A 16,698-nucleotide genomic window follows, 5' to 3' on the forward strand; every position below is an offset into this window, starting at 1 on the left:
TTCCTCCCCAGAGACTTGGATAAATTGAACGCTCGTTTATTTAATCTCCGATTCTTGCACAAGTTTTGCAAGTGTGTGCGGTGTCGGGCAAGCACCTAATCGCGCAGAATAGTATGGGTATTTTCGCACAGCACATGCAGATTTGCGTAGATTGCGGTGCAGAAATAACGAGATCGTGCAAGGCAATGATGCGCCTTGAGGTCGTGCCTGCGCACTGTTAGCGTGGGCGCAACCGATCTGGAAAGCGTTGAAATCACTACAAATGAGCCACCGTCGTGCAGGATCCAAGGAGTGAGTATGGACGCTGAAACGCAGGCCCATCAGGCGCAATTGTACAAGATATTTTCGCGCCTCAATATGGGCAATGCCGAGCGGCGCGCGCAGTTTGGCTATAACGAACGGCGTGCGGCGTTGATCTCCTTGCGCAAGACCCTGCGTGAGTTTGAGGGGCCGATCATTGCCGCTTTGGCGCAGGATTTTGACAAACCCGAAACCGAGGTGCGCCTGACCGAGATCATGCCCGTTCAGGCCGAAATCTCGCATACGTTGCGCCACCTCAAACGCTGGATGCGTGCGCGCCGCGCGCCTGCGACGCTGGCGTCCTTTGGCACGCGTGCGCGCATCCTGCCCCAACCCAAGGGCGTGGCGCTGATTATCTCGCCTTGGAACTACCCGGTGAATCTGGCCTTGGGGCCGCTGGTATCGGCGCTTGCTGCGGGCTGTGCGGCGGTGATCAAACCCTCGGAACTCGCACCCGCCAGTGCTGCCGCGGTGTCGCAGATCGTGGCCGAGGCGCTGCCCGAAGATCTTGTCAGAGTCTGTGAGGGCGGGGTCGAGGTTAGCGAGGCGCTGCTGGAACTGCCCTTCGATCATATCTTCTTCACCGGCTCTCCGCGCGTCGGCAAGATCGTGATGGGGCAGGCGGCCAAGCATCTGACCTCGGTCACGCTTGAGCTGGGGGGCAAATCGCCGGTGATTGTGGGCGCGGGGGCCGATCTGAAACGCGCCGCGCGCATCATTGCTTGGGGTAAATTTGCTAATGCCGGGCAGACCTGCATCGCCCCCGATCATGTCTTTGTCGCGAAATCCGTCGAGGCGCGGTTTCTGGCTGAACTAAAGGCTGCGATTGCCAAAATGTATGGCCGCGATGAGGCTGCCCAAGCCGCCTCGCGCGATTTCGCCCGCATTATCAACCCCGGCCATTTTGAACGTCTCTCAGGGATGATCGCGCAGGCTGAAACCGGCGGCGCGCGCAAGCTGACGGGCGGGGATAGTGATGCAGACAGCCGCTATATCGCGCCCACGGTCTTGATGGGCACCGATGCGCAGATGGATGTCGAGCGCGACGAGATCTTCGGCCCGATCCTGCCGGTGATCCCGTTTGGCGACCTTGACGGCGTGCTTGCGCGCATCGAATCCGGCCCGCGCCCGCTGGCGCTTTATCTATTTGAACGCGACCGCGCGGCAATCGACAAGGTCGCGCAATCGTCAATCTCTGGGGCGTTGGGGGTCAACCTGACCTTGATGCATTTCCTGCATCTCAACTTGCCTTTTGGCGGAATTGGCAATTCCGGACTGGGGGCAGCGCACGGGATTTGGGGGTTCAAGGCGTTCAGCTACGAAAAATCGGTTCTCGAAAACCGCTTTGCCCCGATTGCGCCCTTGATGCCGCCCTATCGTGGTACATGCAAACGGCTGGTGCGCGTGATGGCGCGTGTGCTGGGGCGTTAGGGCGTTAACCTTACGTTGGGGCAGAAAATTTTCTTGCGCATTGAGCCAGAGGAATCGATTTCGCGGTCGTCCCCTCACCTTGAAATCACAATTTGGTTTCGTCACGACCAATCGCAGATCTGCACAAATGCGTGTAATCACAGGGATAAATCAGCACTTGCCCTAAGATGAGCCTTGAAGAGAGGTTTCATTGTCAGGGGGGAATTAGAATGACTGCAACAGACTTTGGAAAAGGAACCGGCAAGCTGCGCCGAGACGCGGGGGTGATCGGTTTGCTGTTTGCCTCCACCACTTCGATGATCGGCTCGGGGTGGTTGTTCGGGGCTTACCACGCGTCGAAAATCGCCGGGCCGCTGAGCGTTTGGTCCTGGATCATCGGGGCGGGGATCGTGATGCTGATTGCTTTGTGTTTCGCAGAGCTGTCAACGATGTTTTCAAAATCGGGCGCGCTGGTTCATATGAGCCATGCCAGCCACGGTGCAACGCTGGGTCGGCTTTGGGGCTGGATGCTGTTTCTCAGCTACGCGCCCGTGCCTGCGGTCGAGGCCGAGGGGATTGTCACTTACGCAAATAACTATCTGCCCTATTTCATCAAGGCAGACGGATCGGGCACGCTGACGGGAATGGGCTTTCTGGCCTCGGCGGTGCTGCTTAGCGTGCTGGCGCTGCTCAATATGCTTGCGATCCGCGCCTTGCTGCGGGTCAATAACACCGTGACATGGTGGAAGATCGCTGTGCCGCTGATCACCGTCGTGGGGCTGATTGCGGCGTCCTCGCATTGGGGCGTGTGGCACGCGGCTGCTGGCACCTATAGCTCGCAAGGCATGTTTACCGCGATCCCTGCGGCGGGCATCGTGTTCTCGTTTCTCGGCTTTCGCACCGCAATTGATTTAGGCGGAGAAAGTTCCAATCCGGGGCGCAATATCCCGCTTGCGGTGATCGGCTCGGTGCTGCTGGCGGCTGTCATCTACGTCTTGCTGCAAGTCGCGTTCATCATGGCGCTGTCGCCCGCTGATCTGAAAGACGGCTGGTCGAAGCTGAACTTTGTTGGCTCTGCCGGGCCGTTCGCAGGCTTGGCGGCAACGCTGGGCATGGGGTGGCTGGCGCTGCTGCTGTATATCGACGCCTATGTGTCGCCCGGCGGTACAGGGCTGATGTATGTTACCGGCGGCTCGCGTATTCTTTATGCGGTGGGCGAAACCGATAGCGGGCCGCAATCCCTGACCAAGACGACCCATTCGGGCGTTCCGTGGCTGGCGGTTGTGGTGATGTGGGCTGTTGGTGTGTTCTTCCTGTTGCCGTTCCCGGCGTGGCAATTGCTGGTGGGCTATATCACCTCGATCACAGTGCTGACCTACGGGTTGGGTCCGATCGTGTTGATGGTGCTACGCCGCAGTCAGCCCAATACGCCGCGCGCGTTCAAACTGGCAGGCGCGGGTCTGCTGGCGCCGCTGGCGTTTATCGCCTCCAACCTCGTGATCTATTGGACCGGATTTTACACTAACTCGGTGCTGTTCCTGATCTTGGGGGCGGGTTTTGCGATCTATGCGTTTGTCTTCCATATCGTGCAGAAAAAACCGGCCTCCGAGTTTGGCTGGGGCAATATCGCGTGGCTGGCCGCATGGTTTGGCGGCATGTGGGTGCTTTCGGCGCTGGGGGCGACGGGACATGGCTTTGCGCTTGTCGGGTTCTGGACCGGCATGGTGCTGGTGGCGGCTTGGTCGCTCGTGGTGATCTGGATGGCGCTCAAAGCCTCGCTACCCGCAGAAGAAACCGGCGCGCTGATGGAGCGGATGCAGCTTGGCAACTAAGCGAAGGTCGATTTGACATGACGGCGCGCGGGGAAACCTTGCGCGCCTTTTTCGTTGCGGCAGGTGGGGTGTGCAAGCGCGCTTGGCGACCTAGATGAGGCAGGCCAAGACAGGAGCGCCCGATGACCCCTTTTTCCATTCTCGACCTTTCGCCCATCCCGCAAGGTGCGACCCCGGCGGATGCCTTGGCCAATACCGTGGCACTGGCGCAGCATGCCGAGGGTCTGGGCTATCACCGCTTCTGGTTGGCCGAGCATCACAACTCGACAGGCATCGCCAGCGCGGCCACGGCGGTGTTGATCGGCCATGTGGCAGGGCAGACGGACCGTATCCGCGTCGGGGCAGGGGGCATCATGCTGCCCAATCACGCGCCGTTGCAGGTGGCCGAGGCGTTCGGCACGCTGGCAACGTTGTATCCCGGACGGATTGATCTGGGTGTGGGGCGCGCGCCGGGCACCGATCCCGCCACCATGCAGGCGCTGCGGCGCGGGTTGGGCGGCGGCGACCGCTTTCCCGAGGATGTCGTCGAACTCTTGGGCTTTCTTGGCCCCGAACAGATCGGTCAGCGCGTGCGCGCAGTGCCGGGCATGGGCACCAATGTGCCGGTCTGGATGCTGGGCTCGTCGCTGTTTGGCGCGCAACTGGCCGCGCATCTGGGGCTGCCTTATGCGTTTGCCAGCCACTTCGCCCCCGATATGCTGGGCGAGGCGGTGGCGATCTATCGCGACCGGTTCCGCCCCGGCGTGACCGATGCGCCCTGTTTCATGCTGGCGGTAAACCTGTTCGCCGCCGCGAGTGAGGATGAGGCACGGCGCATGCGCTCGTCCATGGTGCAGGGGTTTATCAATTTGCGCCGTGGCATGGCCGGGCCGCTGCCCGCGCCGGTTGATGATCTGAAATCGGTGGCGAGCGCGCCCGAAATCAAGATGGCCGAGTCCGCGCTGCGCGTCGCGGCAGTGGGCACGCCCGATCAGGTCGAGACGCAACTGCGCGATCTGATCACGCGCTATCGCCCCGATGAGGTGCTTCTGACCGGCCATATCTTTGACCAGCCCGCGCGGCGCGAGAGTTTCGCCATTGGCGCGCAGGCGATGAGCCGGATCAATGCGGACGCGCGCTGAGATGCGCAATAGCGCGCAGTTCGTAAAAGGTCGATTGGGCGAGGGGCAGAACCTTACGGATCGGCTCGGCTCCACGCATCTTGCGATGTTCTTCCCGTCTTGGGCCATCGTTGCGACTAGATAACATCTCGCAAGCTATAAGCCAGTTCACCGCGGCGGCGAAGACCCAGTTTCAGGAAAGTTGCTTTGAGATGCGCAGCCACGGTCCAGTGGCTGATATCGAGGATTTGTCCGACTTCCTTGTTCGAAAACCCCTTGGCCACCAGAACAGCGATTTCTCGCTCACGAGGGGTCAGAAACGCCGTCGCTTGCTCATGCGCGGACGATATTTCAGCTTGATCAGCCTGTCGAAGTGCCTCCGTCGAATGTGGCGAACTGGCCAACATATTTGCCTCCAATCCTGTCTGTGTGTCGTTTAAGCTCCCGAGAACGCAGGAGCTAATCGCGCACATCAGCCGCTATGGAAAAGCAGCTAGTATCCTTGGAAATCAACCTTGGCGAGTATACGGCGCAAGTGAAGATTCGGCCACTCTGCATAAAGTCTGAATAGTGAACGCCGAAATTGCTCCTCGTCGGATTGATCCTCGTCGAATTGCTCCTCTCACAAGGTGACCCTCAGAACAGTGGCCATGGGATGTGGCACAGTGGTGGCGGCGGTAGTTCGGGATGGTTGGAGCGCGCCAAGTCTGAGGCTTCTTTGACTACGTCAAGTCGCTTGCGGGCACTTTTGCTACGCAAATGCCCGTATGACCAATAATACACCTCGCTCAAACCAAGTTCGTCAGTGGTTTTCAGATCTTGCCACATATCTGCGGAGGAAACTCGGTTCATCGCTGAAAGGCCCATGACGAATGTCTTATTCGAATCCTTCCAACGACTGACCGCAAGTTTCTGACGCTTGCCAGGAGTGCCATTGGTGTAGGCCTGCGGCAGGTGGTAGTCACAAGCGGCTATCAGAGGGGCGATCTTCTTGAACACATAGTCGTTCTCGCCTCGCGCGATAATATGGGTGACGCCGCAACAACATGGGCGTCCGGCGATCATCGGCGCAAATATATCCCGGGCGAAATCACGGTGGGGTCCGGTTTTCGGTTTGACTTTGGTCCAGGGCTCTTCGGCGTCCAAAAGCAATGAACGGGCACCAGTTCTAGCGCAAAGCTCGAACATCGTGTCAACCATCCCCTGACACCAGTTTCGACGCGGCGTGATCCACGACATGTAGTGGATGGCGGAACCACAGCTTTTTATCTCGTCGATGGCTTCCATAAACTGTGTGTTCAGCTTTGCTGACGAGTAAATCCGGAATGGGCGGTTGCGCCTTCCGGCGTCCCTTGCCCATGACGCGTCGTTGACGCCGATGACCACATCTGTAGGTGCCATTTCGCACAAGGCACGTCGCGCGGCTGACGGGTTGCTTGCACCTTTCACCACCGCGATGGTGTTGGTGTGCATCCAGACACGGCGGATCGACGCAAAGCGCTTGAGGGTGCCGGTTGTCCCGCGCGAAGGCCCGGCTCCAAGGAGGCTTCGCACCCAAACGTTCAACCGTTTCCATGTGCTGCTGTAAGTCGCGATGCGCGGATGGCCTTCTGGAACCGTCTTTCCCTTGAGGTCGGGATAGTGCATGTAAAAGGCGATATCCGTAAGCTCTGCTGGACTGCTAAAACCATATTGAACCGCCAGCCGGACCGCGTGCTGCCAGTTCGGCGCGCCACGCGCTATGGCCGACCTGACCGCGGGGGGATATCGCTGGACCCAAGACGCCTCAAATTCAGTTTTGGCACCATAGGGGTGATCCAGCTGGTCGAAGTCATCTGACATTTGAATTTTCCCCCTCCGCCTCAAGTTGATCAATCAGCGATGTCCGACCCGGCGGCTGGCCCGGAAATCAATGACATGCGCGCTGCCCTGACCGGGCTGCGACCGAAGCCCGACAGACTCTGCACTGGTCAGCCAATCATCGGCTGCATCAACGATGGCTTCGAGCAGAGCTTCGAAGTCGGTCCGGACGTCGGTGAGGATATATTCCTCGCCAAGCCAGCGCAGGATTTCACGCCCCGTGACCGCCATGCGGTTGCGCTGCGACGTGATGGGGCGTTCTTGCAGGTAGCGTTTGAGCACTTCTTCAAGAACATCCCAACCGGTGTCGGCACCAAACAGGTGACGCACATCCGGCGCATTGAGGATGTCGAATGCGTCACGCAACAGCCCCATGACTTCGGACCGCAGAACCGCAACATGCCCGTAAGAGACCTGTTTGATATTGTGCCGTAGATCCAGCCCGGCACGCCGGACGATGGACATCGACCCAAAGGATTCGCGGGTATTGTTGGGCCGAACCACCTCGGAGACGCGCTTGTCCTGAAAGAAGTTGGACACGTGACGGCAGAAATTGGTCATCATGGCGTGGAACGGATCGTTGGGCTCTGCGCCACTGGGCGGCGTTGCATCGGTGTAGCCAAAAACCTTGCGATAGGCCGATTTCCGATCGCTCAGTGTATAGCGTAACAGCCGCTTGCGGTCGTATTGGAATAACGCCATCGCACCGGGTCCGTCGGACAGCTTCACCTCGCCGGAGCGGAACAGATGCTGAAGCTTCAGAACCGACCGGAATGCCCCCAACCGCTCCATCTGGTAGATGTAGTAAAGGTCGGCAATTGCAGAGATCCGCTCGCGGCTGATCTGGTCGTCGTAATTGGGCACTGGAGGGACGGGAGCCCCGTCGCCGAGCGTCTTGGCAATGTTGTTGCCCAGACCGATCAACGGCATCAACCCGCCGTCACTCGGGGCCTCACCCGGCTGCCGCTCGGTCAGGGCCATAAGCGCCCGCTCTGCCTCTGCGATCCACTGATTGATCAATTCCGCCTGACCGGGTTTTTCCACCAACTCGTCACGGGCATCGCGCACCAATTGGGCCCGCAAGGCTTGTAGCCTTCCAAGTAGACCGTTGAGTTCGTCAAGTGTATCCACACGTTCGTCCGCCATTTGTCAGGCCTCCTTCGTTCGCGTTTGGGAACCAGATCCGGCCAGCACCTTCGCGCTTTCCACGGCATTGCAGATCAGCGCCTGAAGCTCTTCGATCTGGCGCATCACCGCCCCCAGCCCAAGCGAAAAGCGCACCATGTCGGAATTGCACATCAGTTCCTTCAGTGCGTCCGACTGCGCCTGCAACTCATCGCGCAACAGGCCGAGATCAAGGGCTTCAAGGGCAGTGACTTTGCCCGATTGCGTCTGGCTGTCCTCGGACGTCTTGATGATCCAGCCGATGAGCTGGCCAATGGAGATGTCGAATTTGTCCCCCGTTTTGGATGTGGGGGCGGTGATCCTCATATTGACTCCGTCGATGATGCTGATCAGATCCTGTTCAATCTGCGACGTGCCAAAGCGGGTCAATGTCGAGCGCAGGTCAATGGCAGACCGGTTGATCGCCAGCAATTGCCGGTCCAGTTTTGCAGCGGTGCGGCCAAGAGTGTCCGATAGAGGCCGGCTGACATAGTCACTGAGCCGATGATAGGCCTGCGCCAGTTCGCGCAACTCTGCACGGTTCTCTTCGCCCTGGACCACCGCGCGGCGTCTGGAAGTTTCGTCGCCGGTTGCAAGCCCGTCGCGCCCGTCCTTGAAGAAGCGATCAAGACCGAGCTCTTTCATGATTTCATAGAACTCAGGTTCCAGATTGGCGTAGTCGAGAAAATCGCTGGTTGCCTTGATCGCCCTACTGATCGCCGAATAGGCCTGCGGCAGATTCACACCCAGCGCATCAGACATCATCTCGTCCAGATCGTCGAACTGATCGGCGACGCGGTCGCGCACGCGTCGTAACGAAGGCGTTCCGCTGCGCAGTTCAAAACGGGTCATGTCGGGTAGCCGGTCCAGAATATCGAGGATCACGTCGGCCTCCGCCCGGACAAGCCGCGCCGCCACACGCGATGCGCCCGCCAAGGCCTCGATCGGCATGTTGCGTGATACGGCGCGGCCTTCGGTGCGGCCAGGTTCATACACCGTGTTGCCATTGCGGACCACTGGCCGATAGGCGTCAAGCAAGCCGTCGATCAACATGTCTGAAGCCGAAGCGACCCGGTTGTCACCGGCAAATTGCACCCCGTCACGCGGTAACGACAGGGCGTCCAGAGTGGCCATGAGTTGTGCACCTACATTTTGATAGGTGCCAGCGCCTGCGCTGCTAGCAGAGCCCTGAACCGGAGACATTGACGAGCCGATAAACCCTATCTGGCGCGATATGTCCTGCAAAATGGTTTCGATACCGTCGTTTTTGTCCTCTTGGGCCATTGTGTCCTCCTGATGTGTCTGGTGCTCGCGCCAGCTGCGAACGTCTTCAAGCACCGCCTCTGCGAGAGGGCCGAATTCCGGCAGCGTGCTGACAATGCCGGGAATGGCGTCGATAAGCCGGGTCAACTCTGCGCGCCGGGCACCGCGTGCTTTGTCGCGTTCGGGCGCAGCATCCTTGGCGACTTCGGGCAGATCGCCTTGCAGCCGTTTAATCGCCGCCGGATCGCTGAGATGGCATACAAGCGCTTCGGCACGTTCCATCGCATCGTCGCCCTCATCGGACTTCAGTGCCTTCAGCAAGCCGTTGAGCATTGTCAGCCCGGTATCGGCATGGGCCTCAAGATCACTGACGGACTGCGCCTGAAATGCGTTTGCCCGTGTTTTGACCATATCGACGGCCAGACCCCGCATTTCCCTCAGCGCCGATTGCAGGTCTTCAGCACGGCGGTTTGGTTCAGGCGCATATTCCTTCGTTGACTTGGACATGATCAGACCCTCTGCAATGTCGCGTAGAAATTTCGGCTGATCGTGCCGGGATCCGCGCCTTTTCGCGAGATCGCCCGGCGTGCGGCGGCAATCAGGTGACGCTCAGGCAGGACGCCGGTATTGTCCCCGCGCTCTAACCGGTGCGCTGCCTCTTTCACGAACTCAACGTCGCGAGGGCCAAAACGCACCACATCCACCAGAGCCCGGTTGCCCAGTTGCGCAAAGGGATCGAAACAGATCGCCTGCACCATCAGTTCCGAGGCAGTGTCAAAGCTATCGCGGAACTCTGCAGGCAGCGATCGGCGCAAAGTTGTCGGATAAATCTTGTTCCAAGCCTGCTCAAACGCCTGTGCTTCAGCCGCGAAACCTACGCGGCGCAGCAATAGACAATTCAGTGGAACACGCAGGAGCGGTGTCGGATGCACTCCCTCGTCGTTGAAATTCGCCGTGCGTTTCTTGGTGCGCCCGACAACGTCAATCAGCGACTCCACATATGACGGTCCGATCAGAAGGCAGCCCGCGAGATCCGCAAAAGTCTCCTTGTGCCAGCGCCGCCACACCGCGATGGCCTGTTTTGGCACCTGGCCCTGCATCCGGCGCGCGATATGCACAGGCAGGTCTTTCCACAGCCCAAGGTCGTTTTGCAAATTGTGTGACACCTCGTGGGGAATTGCGCCAAGGGTCCAGGGATTGTGCAGCCGGTGTTGCGGGATCTTGACCAGCGGGAAAGGATTTGGTCGCTTGCCTAGTTTTGTCAGACGTACGCCGCGGCGGTAGGTTGCGGGGCCGTTGCCGTCCTCGACATAGGCAAATGGCTGCGGCGCGGGAAAGCTGCGGGCTTTGCCCAGCCCCAACCACACGGCCTGATAACAATTGCGCGCGATCCGATCGACGGCGCGCAGTTGATTGCCGAACGGTCCGGTTCTTTGGGTGAATATGCCGCGATAAAAGGCCAGCAGCCGCTCTGCCTCCTGAGTTTGTAGGTAGTTCCTCTCTTTAAGGTTTAGGAAAGCATCCACGTTCCGTTCCGGTTGTGCCTTCAGCGAGGCACAGAGCCGGCGCATCTCGTTCACGTCACGCATCAGCGCGCGGCGGAGATCGAGGACCAAAGAATTAGCGGCTTTGATATGCGCACTCGAAGGTTGAAGCGCCGTATCGCCAAACTCTTCAGGGTCCAGCAGTGCCAGTCCCTCTAGATATCGCCGGGCATTAAGCACCTGCCGATCCAGAAACCGTGTGCGCGAATACCGCGCGGCGTCAACCGGCACCTTCGACGGCGTGGGAGCCTGGGGAATATGTTGAATATCGAGCTTCATGACGCTTCACCGCTGCTCCATCAACCGACGTTCAACGCGCAACAACTGACGCGCCGCATTGCGCAACGCGCGCGAGACTGCAATCCGGTCACCCGCACGCCGTGCTGAGGGCAACTCACCCTCAGGATCAAACATTTCGTCTTCAGCAAAATCCTCGGCGCCGCCACCGGGCAGATCCTCGAACCCGTCCTCGCCGGTGGCAAAATCGGCATAGTCCTCTTCGTCGCTGAAATCATCGCTAATCGCGTATGCGTCAGCCTCGCGAATGAGTCCCGCGCCAATCCGAACCGCCATGTCGGCAATGCCGATTGCGTTGAATATGACTTCGGCCCAATTGCGGGCTTCGCGCTCGTCAATCAGACCTGACTGGCGTGCGGCTTCGACGGCGGCGGATGTCAGGACCAGTTGGAACGGAAACCGGATGATCTGTGGCGCGGTAATGGCATTTGGAGCTTTGCGGGCCGCCATATCCATGGCACGCAAAGACACCTGCTGCAGGAAGCTGCGTACAAGCGAAGTGCGCGCGCTGCGATCACGGACTCGTCGTTGCAAGGCGCGATCTGCAGTGCGTCCCAGACGTGGTTTAAGGTGTCGAATTTTGGCGCGCATCGCCTGACGGGCGCGGCGCTTGCCATCAGCATGTGCCGACCGGCGGGATTTGCGTAGCACCTTGTCATTGTCGCGCCGCTTCGAAGCGCGGGCGGTGTTATAGCGCCGTTTTGTCGACGAACCCCGGTCTGCTTCGTCCAGATATAATGCCTCTTCAAAGTCGGCATCGTCCTCGAATGTTTCGTCAGTTTCCCAGTCCGGCTCCGACTGCGCGTCAGAGAAATCTTCCATCTCGGGATCATATTCCAGATCGTCTCGCATGGGTCCGGTCCTTTTCAAGTTGAAAGGTCTTGGGGACGTTTTTTTGGGGGCAGGGCATTGTCGCCCCGCCCCGCAGGATCAATAGAACCGTTCTGCGCGCGCGATTGCCGCCTTGTGCAGCTTGCGCTTTTTCGAAGCGTTGTTGGCCAGGGCTTTGGCGAGCCGGGGCTGCGAACGCAACGTGCGCTTGGCCTGTTTGGTCATAACGCGGGCCGCCGTCGTTGGGGTAATCGGCTTGCCTTTCGCGGCCTTTTTGGAAAGCGTCGCGGTGGTATCTTTGACGATGCTTGTCAGCGTCCGGTTCAGTTGGCGCGAAGATGGGTGCGTGGCAAACTTTTGCGCCATGCGCCCGGTTGCAGCGGCGATGCCCGGTGCGACTGTTTTGACCGCCATTGGTGCGCGAGATGTGATGGTGATCGCGATCGCTCCACCAAGAGCCTGCGCATCTGCCGGGCGCGCTTTGGCGGCCGCAGCCCCCATCGCTTCTGCCAGCGACTCATCGGTGGAGGACATTGGCATTGTCGCGTTCATTTCGTCTTCGCTGTCAAAGCCGTCTTCATCCTCCATGTTCTTCACAAACCGACCGATCCCGCCACCAATGGCCGCTCCGGCAGGTCCGCCAAACGCCCCACCGATCACGCCGCCGATCTTTCCGGCATTGTTCTTGGCCACGCGAACCAGCTTTTTGGCGCCCTTTTTTGCCCAGCGCTTCAATTTGCCCCAGAACATGTCGCCTTCGCCGTCTTCGTAGTAGGCATCGTCCTCGAATTCGCTGAACTCATCTTCATCCGACCCGAAACTTTCCCATTCCTCGTCATCTTCGAACAGGTCATCTCCCTCGAAATCATCTTCGAATTCATCAAATTCGTCCTCATACATCAGCTCGTCGTCATACATCGCTGACCTCCTTGCAATTGCAGCGGTTGGACCTGCGGGACGCAGAACGAGCCCGCCTCACTCAATCCTGTCAGCCACGGCCAGATCCGCCAATCGCACATATGCCTTAGCCCATCAGGGCTAGCTTACTTTGGGTATGGCGCCGCGGGGCGATGTCGTGCCGGGCGTGCAAGAAGCACCTGCGTTGCGCCTTTCATTCACGCTAGCTATGGCGGGCGTTTGAACGGCTGCGCCGTGAATGTAACCTTATGGACGGCAATGACGGGGTCTCAAGCGGACTGATTGTGATGTCCATAGATCCCCTACATTGCCCAAGCGCGTGGCCGGGCAAACGCGAAAAGGGCTTCTGGCCCGACGTGTCGTCGAGATAGCGTATTGCAAGGCTATGAGAGAGACCTCTGATATGATGGCCATGCAGAACCGCGCAAAGCACGCCAAGTTTTGATGAGGTCATCCCTGACGGGCGAAAATGTAACTCAAAACGTAACGCAGAGCTCGATCGACCAAAAGGACCGATAAATGAAGGCATTACAGAAATGGAGTGGCGGAGAGACAGGCAGCCCTGCAGCAACCCCATCGAAGCCCGTGCATTCCTAAAAACCATTTATAAACAGTTACATCGTACGATGCATATTCCTAGAGAGGCTTGTGCATTCCCTTCTATTCCTCTAATTAGTGGGGGACAAGGTGGGGGACAGACATATGTCAATCAGAAATAGCGATCGTCGAGCAGCGCGGCCCCTTAGCGCCGCATTCGTGCGCACGGTTCGCGAACCTGGGAAGTATCACGACGGGGGCGGCCTTGGCCTTATACTGCGCGTCGAAACCTCAGGCAGTCGCCGCTGGGTGCAGCGTATCGTTGTATTGGGACGAAGACGGGAGATCGGTCTAGGGTCGCCTCCCGTTGTGACCCTCGCTGCGGCGCGTGAGGCTGCGCTGGAGAACAAGCGCACAGCGCAAGCCGGCGAAGATCCTCTCGCCCTTAGGCGCCACTCTCGGGCGTTCATAACCTTTGCCACCGCTGCGGAGCATGCCATCGCCGCCAAGTCTGGCGAGTTTCGCTCGGATAAGCACCTGAAGCAGTGGCGCAGTACGCTGGACACATACGCCCTACCCGTTCTCGGATCACTCCCGGTGGGACAGGTCAATACGGCCGATGTCTTGCGCGTTCTGCAGCCAATCTGGAAAGAGAAGACCGAGACTGCTTCGCGCCTGCGTGGGCGTATTGAGGCTGTCCTGTCTTGGGCAACGGCCGCCGGGCACCGCGATGGCGAGAATGCGGCACGCTGGAAAGGCAACCTATCAGAGTTGCTGGCGAAGCCGCGGCGCATTGCCAACACAGTCCATCATCCCGCTTTGGCAAGTTCTGATACCTCTGCTTGGTATGCATCCCTGCAGCGTCGAAATGGTACAGCCGCGCAAGCGTTGGAATTCTTAGCTTTGACTGCGGCCCGTTCCGGAGAAGTTCGAGGCATGACTTGGGCTGAGGTGGATTTTGAGAACAGCGTTTGGATCGTACCTGCCGGCCGCATGAAGGCGCGCCGTGAACATCGCGTGCCACTTACTGCTCGGGCTCGTGTTCTACTTCAGCGTATGTCAGAGGCAAAAGAGTTCGGCGTCCATGACAAGGCCTCAATTGTGTTCGCAGCCCCTCGCGGCGGCACGCTCTCTGACATGTCGATTTCTGCCGTTATGAAGCGGATGCACGAGGCTGAGATTAATGCTGGGCGCGTAGGCTGGATAGATCGTGCCTCTGGCCGGCCAGCTGTGCCACACGGATTGCGGTCAACGTTCCGAGATTGGGCTGCAGAGCTCGGCTATCCAAGGGATATGGCGGAAATGGCCCTTGCACATGACGTCGGAAGCGTAGTCGAGCGCGCGTATCGGAGGTCTGACATGCTTGAGCGGCGACGCGCCATGATGTCGAAGTGGGCCGACTTTCTCGAAGGTGATGCCTCAAATGCCGATGTGACCCAGATCTCGTCAGCTGGAGGGCGGTGAAATGACGACGCGCGGACGTCCCCTGAAGTCGATCGAGAGCTGGCCCTTTAGCCCTCCCGCCTTAGGAAAGCCGGGCACCGTTGAGCAGCAAACATCAGCGCTAGTCGAATTGCTCTGCAATGTATCTGACGGAAAACTTGCGCATGCTTTGGCGGAGGCAAACCAGCCAAATGCTCAGAGCAGAAAACTCGGCCGATGGGGCAACTGCGATGAAGACGCTCAGGAAGCGGACAAGTGTGAAGCCGTCAGACGTTGGGTTCAGATTCATACGCGCGGTCTTACTTGGAAAGTCGATGTGCTCGGCGCGCCGCCAAATGATCGGCGGAAGGAAATGAAGGAGACCGCTGACGCCCACTATCGGGCCGCCCAAAAGCTTCGTAGCTTCGCTGACAAGCCAGATGACAAGGATGCTGCGAACCTTGCCGCAGCGGCTCTCGAGGCACTGCCAGGCGACGCAGAACCGATTGCCGGTCAGACTGCAATCGCACCGGATCGGGAGAAAGTTACACGTGAGACAATCGAAATGATTTTGTCAGACTCGGCTTCGCGGCCAACCCTCATCGAATGGGTGCGTTCACACGCACAGGAGTGCGAACGTGTCTCCAAAGACATAATTAATTGGCTGAAGGAGCACCCTGCAAAGGGAGGTGCGCATCTTGCTGCTCGCGAAATCGCAAAGCTGGTGGCGATGTACTTTCAGCATGCACGGGAAGCTGCCGAGGCCGCCTCACTTCCACTCGATAACTTCCCAAAAGTCAGCTATGCCGACGATGACAATCATGCACCTAGAAATCCCTACTGCGCGACAGTTATGAAAGCGCTCGTTGTATTTGGGCAAACACAAACAGGTTGGAGGAGTGCTGCTGAATATGTCTGCAAAGAGCAGAAGCAAACCTAGCCCCTACAGAATGAGTTCTTCGCGGTAATTGCGGTTACCCGTGGGACAATCCACAGATTGCCCGTTCTGTAAAACTGAGACGAGTTCGCATCGATCTGATAGCACCGACCGACGAACTGCTTCCGTGTAACTCCGCAGCCATGGTGTGATCGGAATAGCGATTACAGATCAATTCTTGACAGCTGAGCCCGCTTGCGCACCCATTTTCGGGTTTCCGTTCGCTCGGATACTTCGTGATTTGGCTCATCGCGCCCCGATTTGTTCTAGAGTTAGGACTACTACTTCAAGAGATGGGCACTTAGCCGAAATCCACTACCACCAGAAGAGAAAAAGGATTTCGGGAATGCCCAAGCGAGCTAGTTGCCCATGAACTCCACCAAATCAGCTCTACCTTGATGGTTTTGAAGAACTTATCGACGGCAGCGTTTTCGTAACAATTTCCTTTACCACTCATCAACGTCTAGAATCCGTGCCGGCGCAACATCTTATGATAATCGTGCGAAGAGTATTGAGTGTCCCTGGCCGTGTGGTGGATGCAGTCCTTCGGCATTGGCCTGAAGGCGACAGTCATGTTCAACGCCTTCACGCCCTACGAACACATCTGCAAAATCTGGACTTCAGAGCCAGATCGATTCATTCTAAATCCGATCCACTAAATTCTGGGGCTGAACACCTTATGTGTCGTCGCCAAGGTTACGCAAGATTCCATCGGCGTTGATAATCGATTGTGCGATTTCGGATGTGGTGGTGCGCTTGGCCATCGCCTGCTTGCGAATTATAGCATAGGCTTCCTTCTCATATATACCATGATGACGCATGAGGATGAATTTTGCATCATTAATTTTTTGCAAACTGCCTAGCCGCTCGCGCATTTTCAGGAGATCTTTATTAAACCGCATTTGTTCGGCCCAGTAACGTCGCGCCATCAGCATGCTACTCAGTACACCTGCCGCACGCACCGGCTTGGCCAGAATTGCGTGTGCTCCAAAATCGAAAACCGAGTGTAAAGTTGATGGATTCTCATAGCTCATAATAGCAATTACCGTGGGCAGCCCTTGCCCACTGCTATTGAGAAAAGATTTTATCTGACTGGTGCTCTGATCGGTAACATCAATGAAAACCAGGTCAAATTTTTTCTGAAGAACGTCGGGAAGAGGCCACGCGGTCTCGAGGTTACATCCAATGCGATTGACCTGTTGAAGCAAATCGTCAGCACTCCGGTCACGCTGATGCACCACCAGCGTGTGAAGATCCCTCAACTCTTGGATGAAATCACTCAT

Annotated in this window: 13 protein-coding genes and 2 pseudogenes; 6 read left to right on the top strand and 9 right to left on the bottom strand. The window is 58.2% G+C overall.

Annotation, left to right across the window (positions count from 1 at the left end; all coding sequences use genetic code 11):
* Positions 1–297: 297 nt before the first annotated feature.
* The 3 genes from ACN0SD_RS04760 to ACN0SD_RS04770 all read left to right on the top strand — a co-directional run bounded on the left by ACN0SD_RS04760 (position 298) and on the right by ACN0SD_RS04770 (position 4,663).
* Complete coding sequence (locus ACN0SD_RS04760; protein WP_417807075.1) at positions 298–1,731, top strand: aldehyde dehydrogenase family protein; 1,434 nt, start codon at positions 298–300, stop codon at positions 1,729–1,731.
* A 209-nt stretch (positions 1,732–1,940) separates the two neighbouring features.
* Positions 1,941–3,542: an APC family permease gene (locus ACN0SD_RS04765; RefSeq protein WP_417807076.1), complete on the top strand. Its 1,602-nt coding sequence runs from the start codon at positions 1,941–1,943 to the stop codon at positions 3,540–3,542.
* Positions 3,543–3,664: 122 nt separating this feature from the next.
* Positions 3,665–4,663, top strand: coding sequence for an LLM class flavin-dependent oxidoreductase (locus ACN0SD_RS04770; RefSeq protein ID WP_417807077.1), 999 nt, complete (start codon positions 3,665–3,667; stop codon positions 4,661–4,663).
* A 116-nt stretch (positions 4,664–4,779) separates the two neighbouring features.
* Here ACN0SD_RS04770 and ACN0SD_RS04775 read toward each other — a convergent pair whose 3' ends face one another.
* The 7 genes from ACN0SD_RS04775 to ACN0SD_RS04805 all read right to left on the bottom strand — a co-directional run bounded on the left by ACN0SD_RS04775 (position 4,780) and on the right by ACN0SD_RS04805 (position 12,519).
* Positions 4,780–5,049, bottom strand: a complete 270-nt coding sequence (locus tag ACN0SD_RS04775) for a response regulator transcription factor (RefSeq protein WP_417807078.1) — start codon at positions 5,047–5,049, stop codon at positions 4,780–4,782.
* Between the two features lie 229 nt (positions 5,050–5,278).
* Entirely contained in the window at positions 5,279–6,484 is a 1,206-nt protein-coding gene (locus tag ACN0SD_RS04780) for a hypothetical protein (RefSeq protein ID WP_417807079.1), read from the bottom strand.
* 33 nt (positions 6,485–6,517) lie between these two features.
* Positions 6,518–7,648 (bottom strand): hypothetical protein, encoded by a 1,131-nt coding sequence (locus ACN0SD_RS04785; RefSeq protein WP_417807080.1) that lies wholly within the window; start codon positions 7,646–7,648, stop codon positions 6,518–6,520.
* Between the two features lie 3 nt (positions 7,649–7,651).
* A complete protein-coding gene (locus ACN0SD_RS04790; RefSeq protein WP_417807081.1) occupies positions 7,652–9,436 on the bottom strand; it encodes a hypothetical protein in 1,785 nt (594 codons plus the stop codon).
* A 2-nt stretch (positions 9,437–9,438) separates the two neighbouring features.
* Positions 9,439–10,752, bottom strand: a complete 1,314-nt coding sequence (locus ACN0SD_RS04795; RefSeq protein WP_417807082.1) for a hypothetical protein — start codon at positions 10,750–10,752, stop codon at positions 9,439–9,441.
* 6 nt (positions 10,753–10,758) lie between these two features.
* A complete protein-coding gene (locus ACN0SD_RS04800) occupies positions 10,759–11,622 on the bottom strand; it encodes a hypothetical protein (protein WP_417807083.1) in 864 nt (287 codons plus the stop codon).
* Positions 11,623–11,700: 78 nt separating this feature from the next.
* On the bottom strand, positions 11,701–12,519 hold the full coding sequence (locus ACN0SD_RS04805) for a hypothetical protein (protein WP_417807084.1): 819 nt from the start codon (positions 12,517–12,519) through the stop codon (positions 11,701–11,703).
* Positions 12,520–13,221: 702 nt separating this feature from the next.
* Here ACN0SD_RS04805 and ACN0SD_RS04810 point away from each other — a divergent pair.
* Together ACN0SD_RS04810 and ACN0SD_RS04815 are read left to right on the top strand one after the other, a co-directional pair.
* Positions 13,222–14,520, top strand: a complete 1,299-nt coding sequence (locus tag ACN0SD_RS04810; RefSeq protein ID WP_417807085.1) for a tyrosine-type recombinase/integrase — start codon at positions 13,222–13,224, stop codon at positions 14,518–14,520.
* A 1-nt stretch (position 14,521) separates the two neighbouring features.
* Positions 14,522–15,418, top strand: a complete 897-nt coding sequence (locus tag ACN0SD_RS04815) for a hypothetical protein (protein ID WP_417807086.1) — start codon at positions 14,522–14,524, stop codon at positions 15,416–15,418.
* Positions 15,419–15,776: 358 nt separating this feature from the next.
* Here ACN0SD_RS04815 and ACN0SD_RS04820 read toward each other — a convergent pair.
* Positions 15,777–16,004: pseudogene (locus ACN0SD_RS04820) on the bottom strand (IS3 family transposase); the annotation flags it as partial.
* Between ACN0SD_RS04820 and ACN0SD_RS04825 the strand changes: the two are divergent.
* Positions 15,958–16,074, top strand: a pseudogene (locus ACN0SD_RS04825) (IS481 family transposase); the annotation flags it as partial. The pseudogenes ACN0SD_RS04820 and ACN0SD_RS04825 sit on opposite strands and share 47 nt — an antisense overlap.
* Positions 16,075–16,092: 18 nt before the next feature.
* Here ACN0SD_RS04825 and ACN0SD_RS04830 read toward each other — a convergent pair.
* Entirely contained in the window at positions 16,093–16,698 is a 606-nt protein-coding gene (locus ACN0SD_RS04830) for an ANTAR domain-containing response regulator (protein ID WP_417807087.1), read from the bottom strand.

The sequence above is a fragment of the Thioclava sp. genome (assembly GCF_048263065.1).
Classification (GTDB): Bacteria; Pseudomonadota; Alphaproteobacteria; order Rhodobacterales; family Rhodobacteraceae; genus Thioclava.

Bases quoted from the DNA above. Each gene is read 5' to 3' on its own strand.
- ACN0SD_RS04815 (WP_417807086.1), top strand. From the start codon at position 14,522: ATGACGACGCGCGGACGTCCCCTGAAGTCGATCGAGAGCTGGCCCTTT.
- ACN0SD_RS04795 (WP_417807082.1), bottom strand. From the start codon at position 10,752: ATGAAGCTCGATATTCAACATATTCCCCAGGCTCCCACGCCGTCGAAG.
- ACN0SD_RS04800 (WP_417807083.1), bottom strand. From the start codon at position 11,622: ATGCGAGACGATCTGGAATATGATCCCGAGATGGAAGATTTCTCTGAC.
- ACN0SD_RS04760 (WP_417807075.1), top strand. From the start codon at position 298: ATGGACGCTGAAACGCAGGCCCATCAGGCGCAATTGTACAAGATATTT.
- ACN0SD_RS04765 (WP_417807076.1), top strand. From the start codon at position 1,941: ATGACTGCAACAGACTTTGGAAAAGGAACCGGCAAGCTGCGCCGAGAC.
- ACN0SD_RS04780 (WP_417807079.1), bottom strand. From the start codon at position 6,484: ATGTCAGATGACTTCGACCAGCTGGATCACCCCTATGGTGCCAAAACT.
- ACN0SD_RS04770 (WP_417807077.1), top strand. From the start codon at position 3,665: ATGACCCCTTTTTCCATTCTCGACCTTTCGCCCATCCCGCAAGGTGCG.
- ACN0SD_RS04830 (WP_417807087.1), bottom strand. From the start codon at position 16,698: ATGAGTGATTTCATCCAAGAGTTGAGGGATCTTCACACGCTGGTGGTG.
- ACN0SD_RS04775 (WP_417807078.1), bottom strand. From the start codon at position 5,049: ATGTTGGCCAGTTCGCCACATTCGACGGAGGCACTTCGACAGGCTGAT.
- ACN0SD_RS04790 (WP_417807081.1), bottom strand. From the start codon at position 9,436: ATGTCCAAGTCAACGAAGGAATATGCGCCTGAACCAAACCGCCGTGCT.
- ACN0SD_RS04785 (WP_417807080.1), bottom strand. From the start codon at position 7,648: ATGGCGGACGAACGTGTGGATACACTTGACGAACTCAACGGTCTACTT.
- ACN0SD_RS04810 (WP_417807085.1), top strand. From the start codon at position 13,222: ATGTCAATCAGAAATAGCGATCGTCGAGCAGCGCGGCCCCTTAGCGCC.
- ACN0SD_RS04805 (WP_417807084.1), bottom strand. From the start codon at position 12,519: ATGTATGACGACGAGCTGATGTATGAGGACGAATTTGATGAATTCGAA.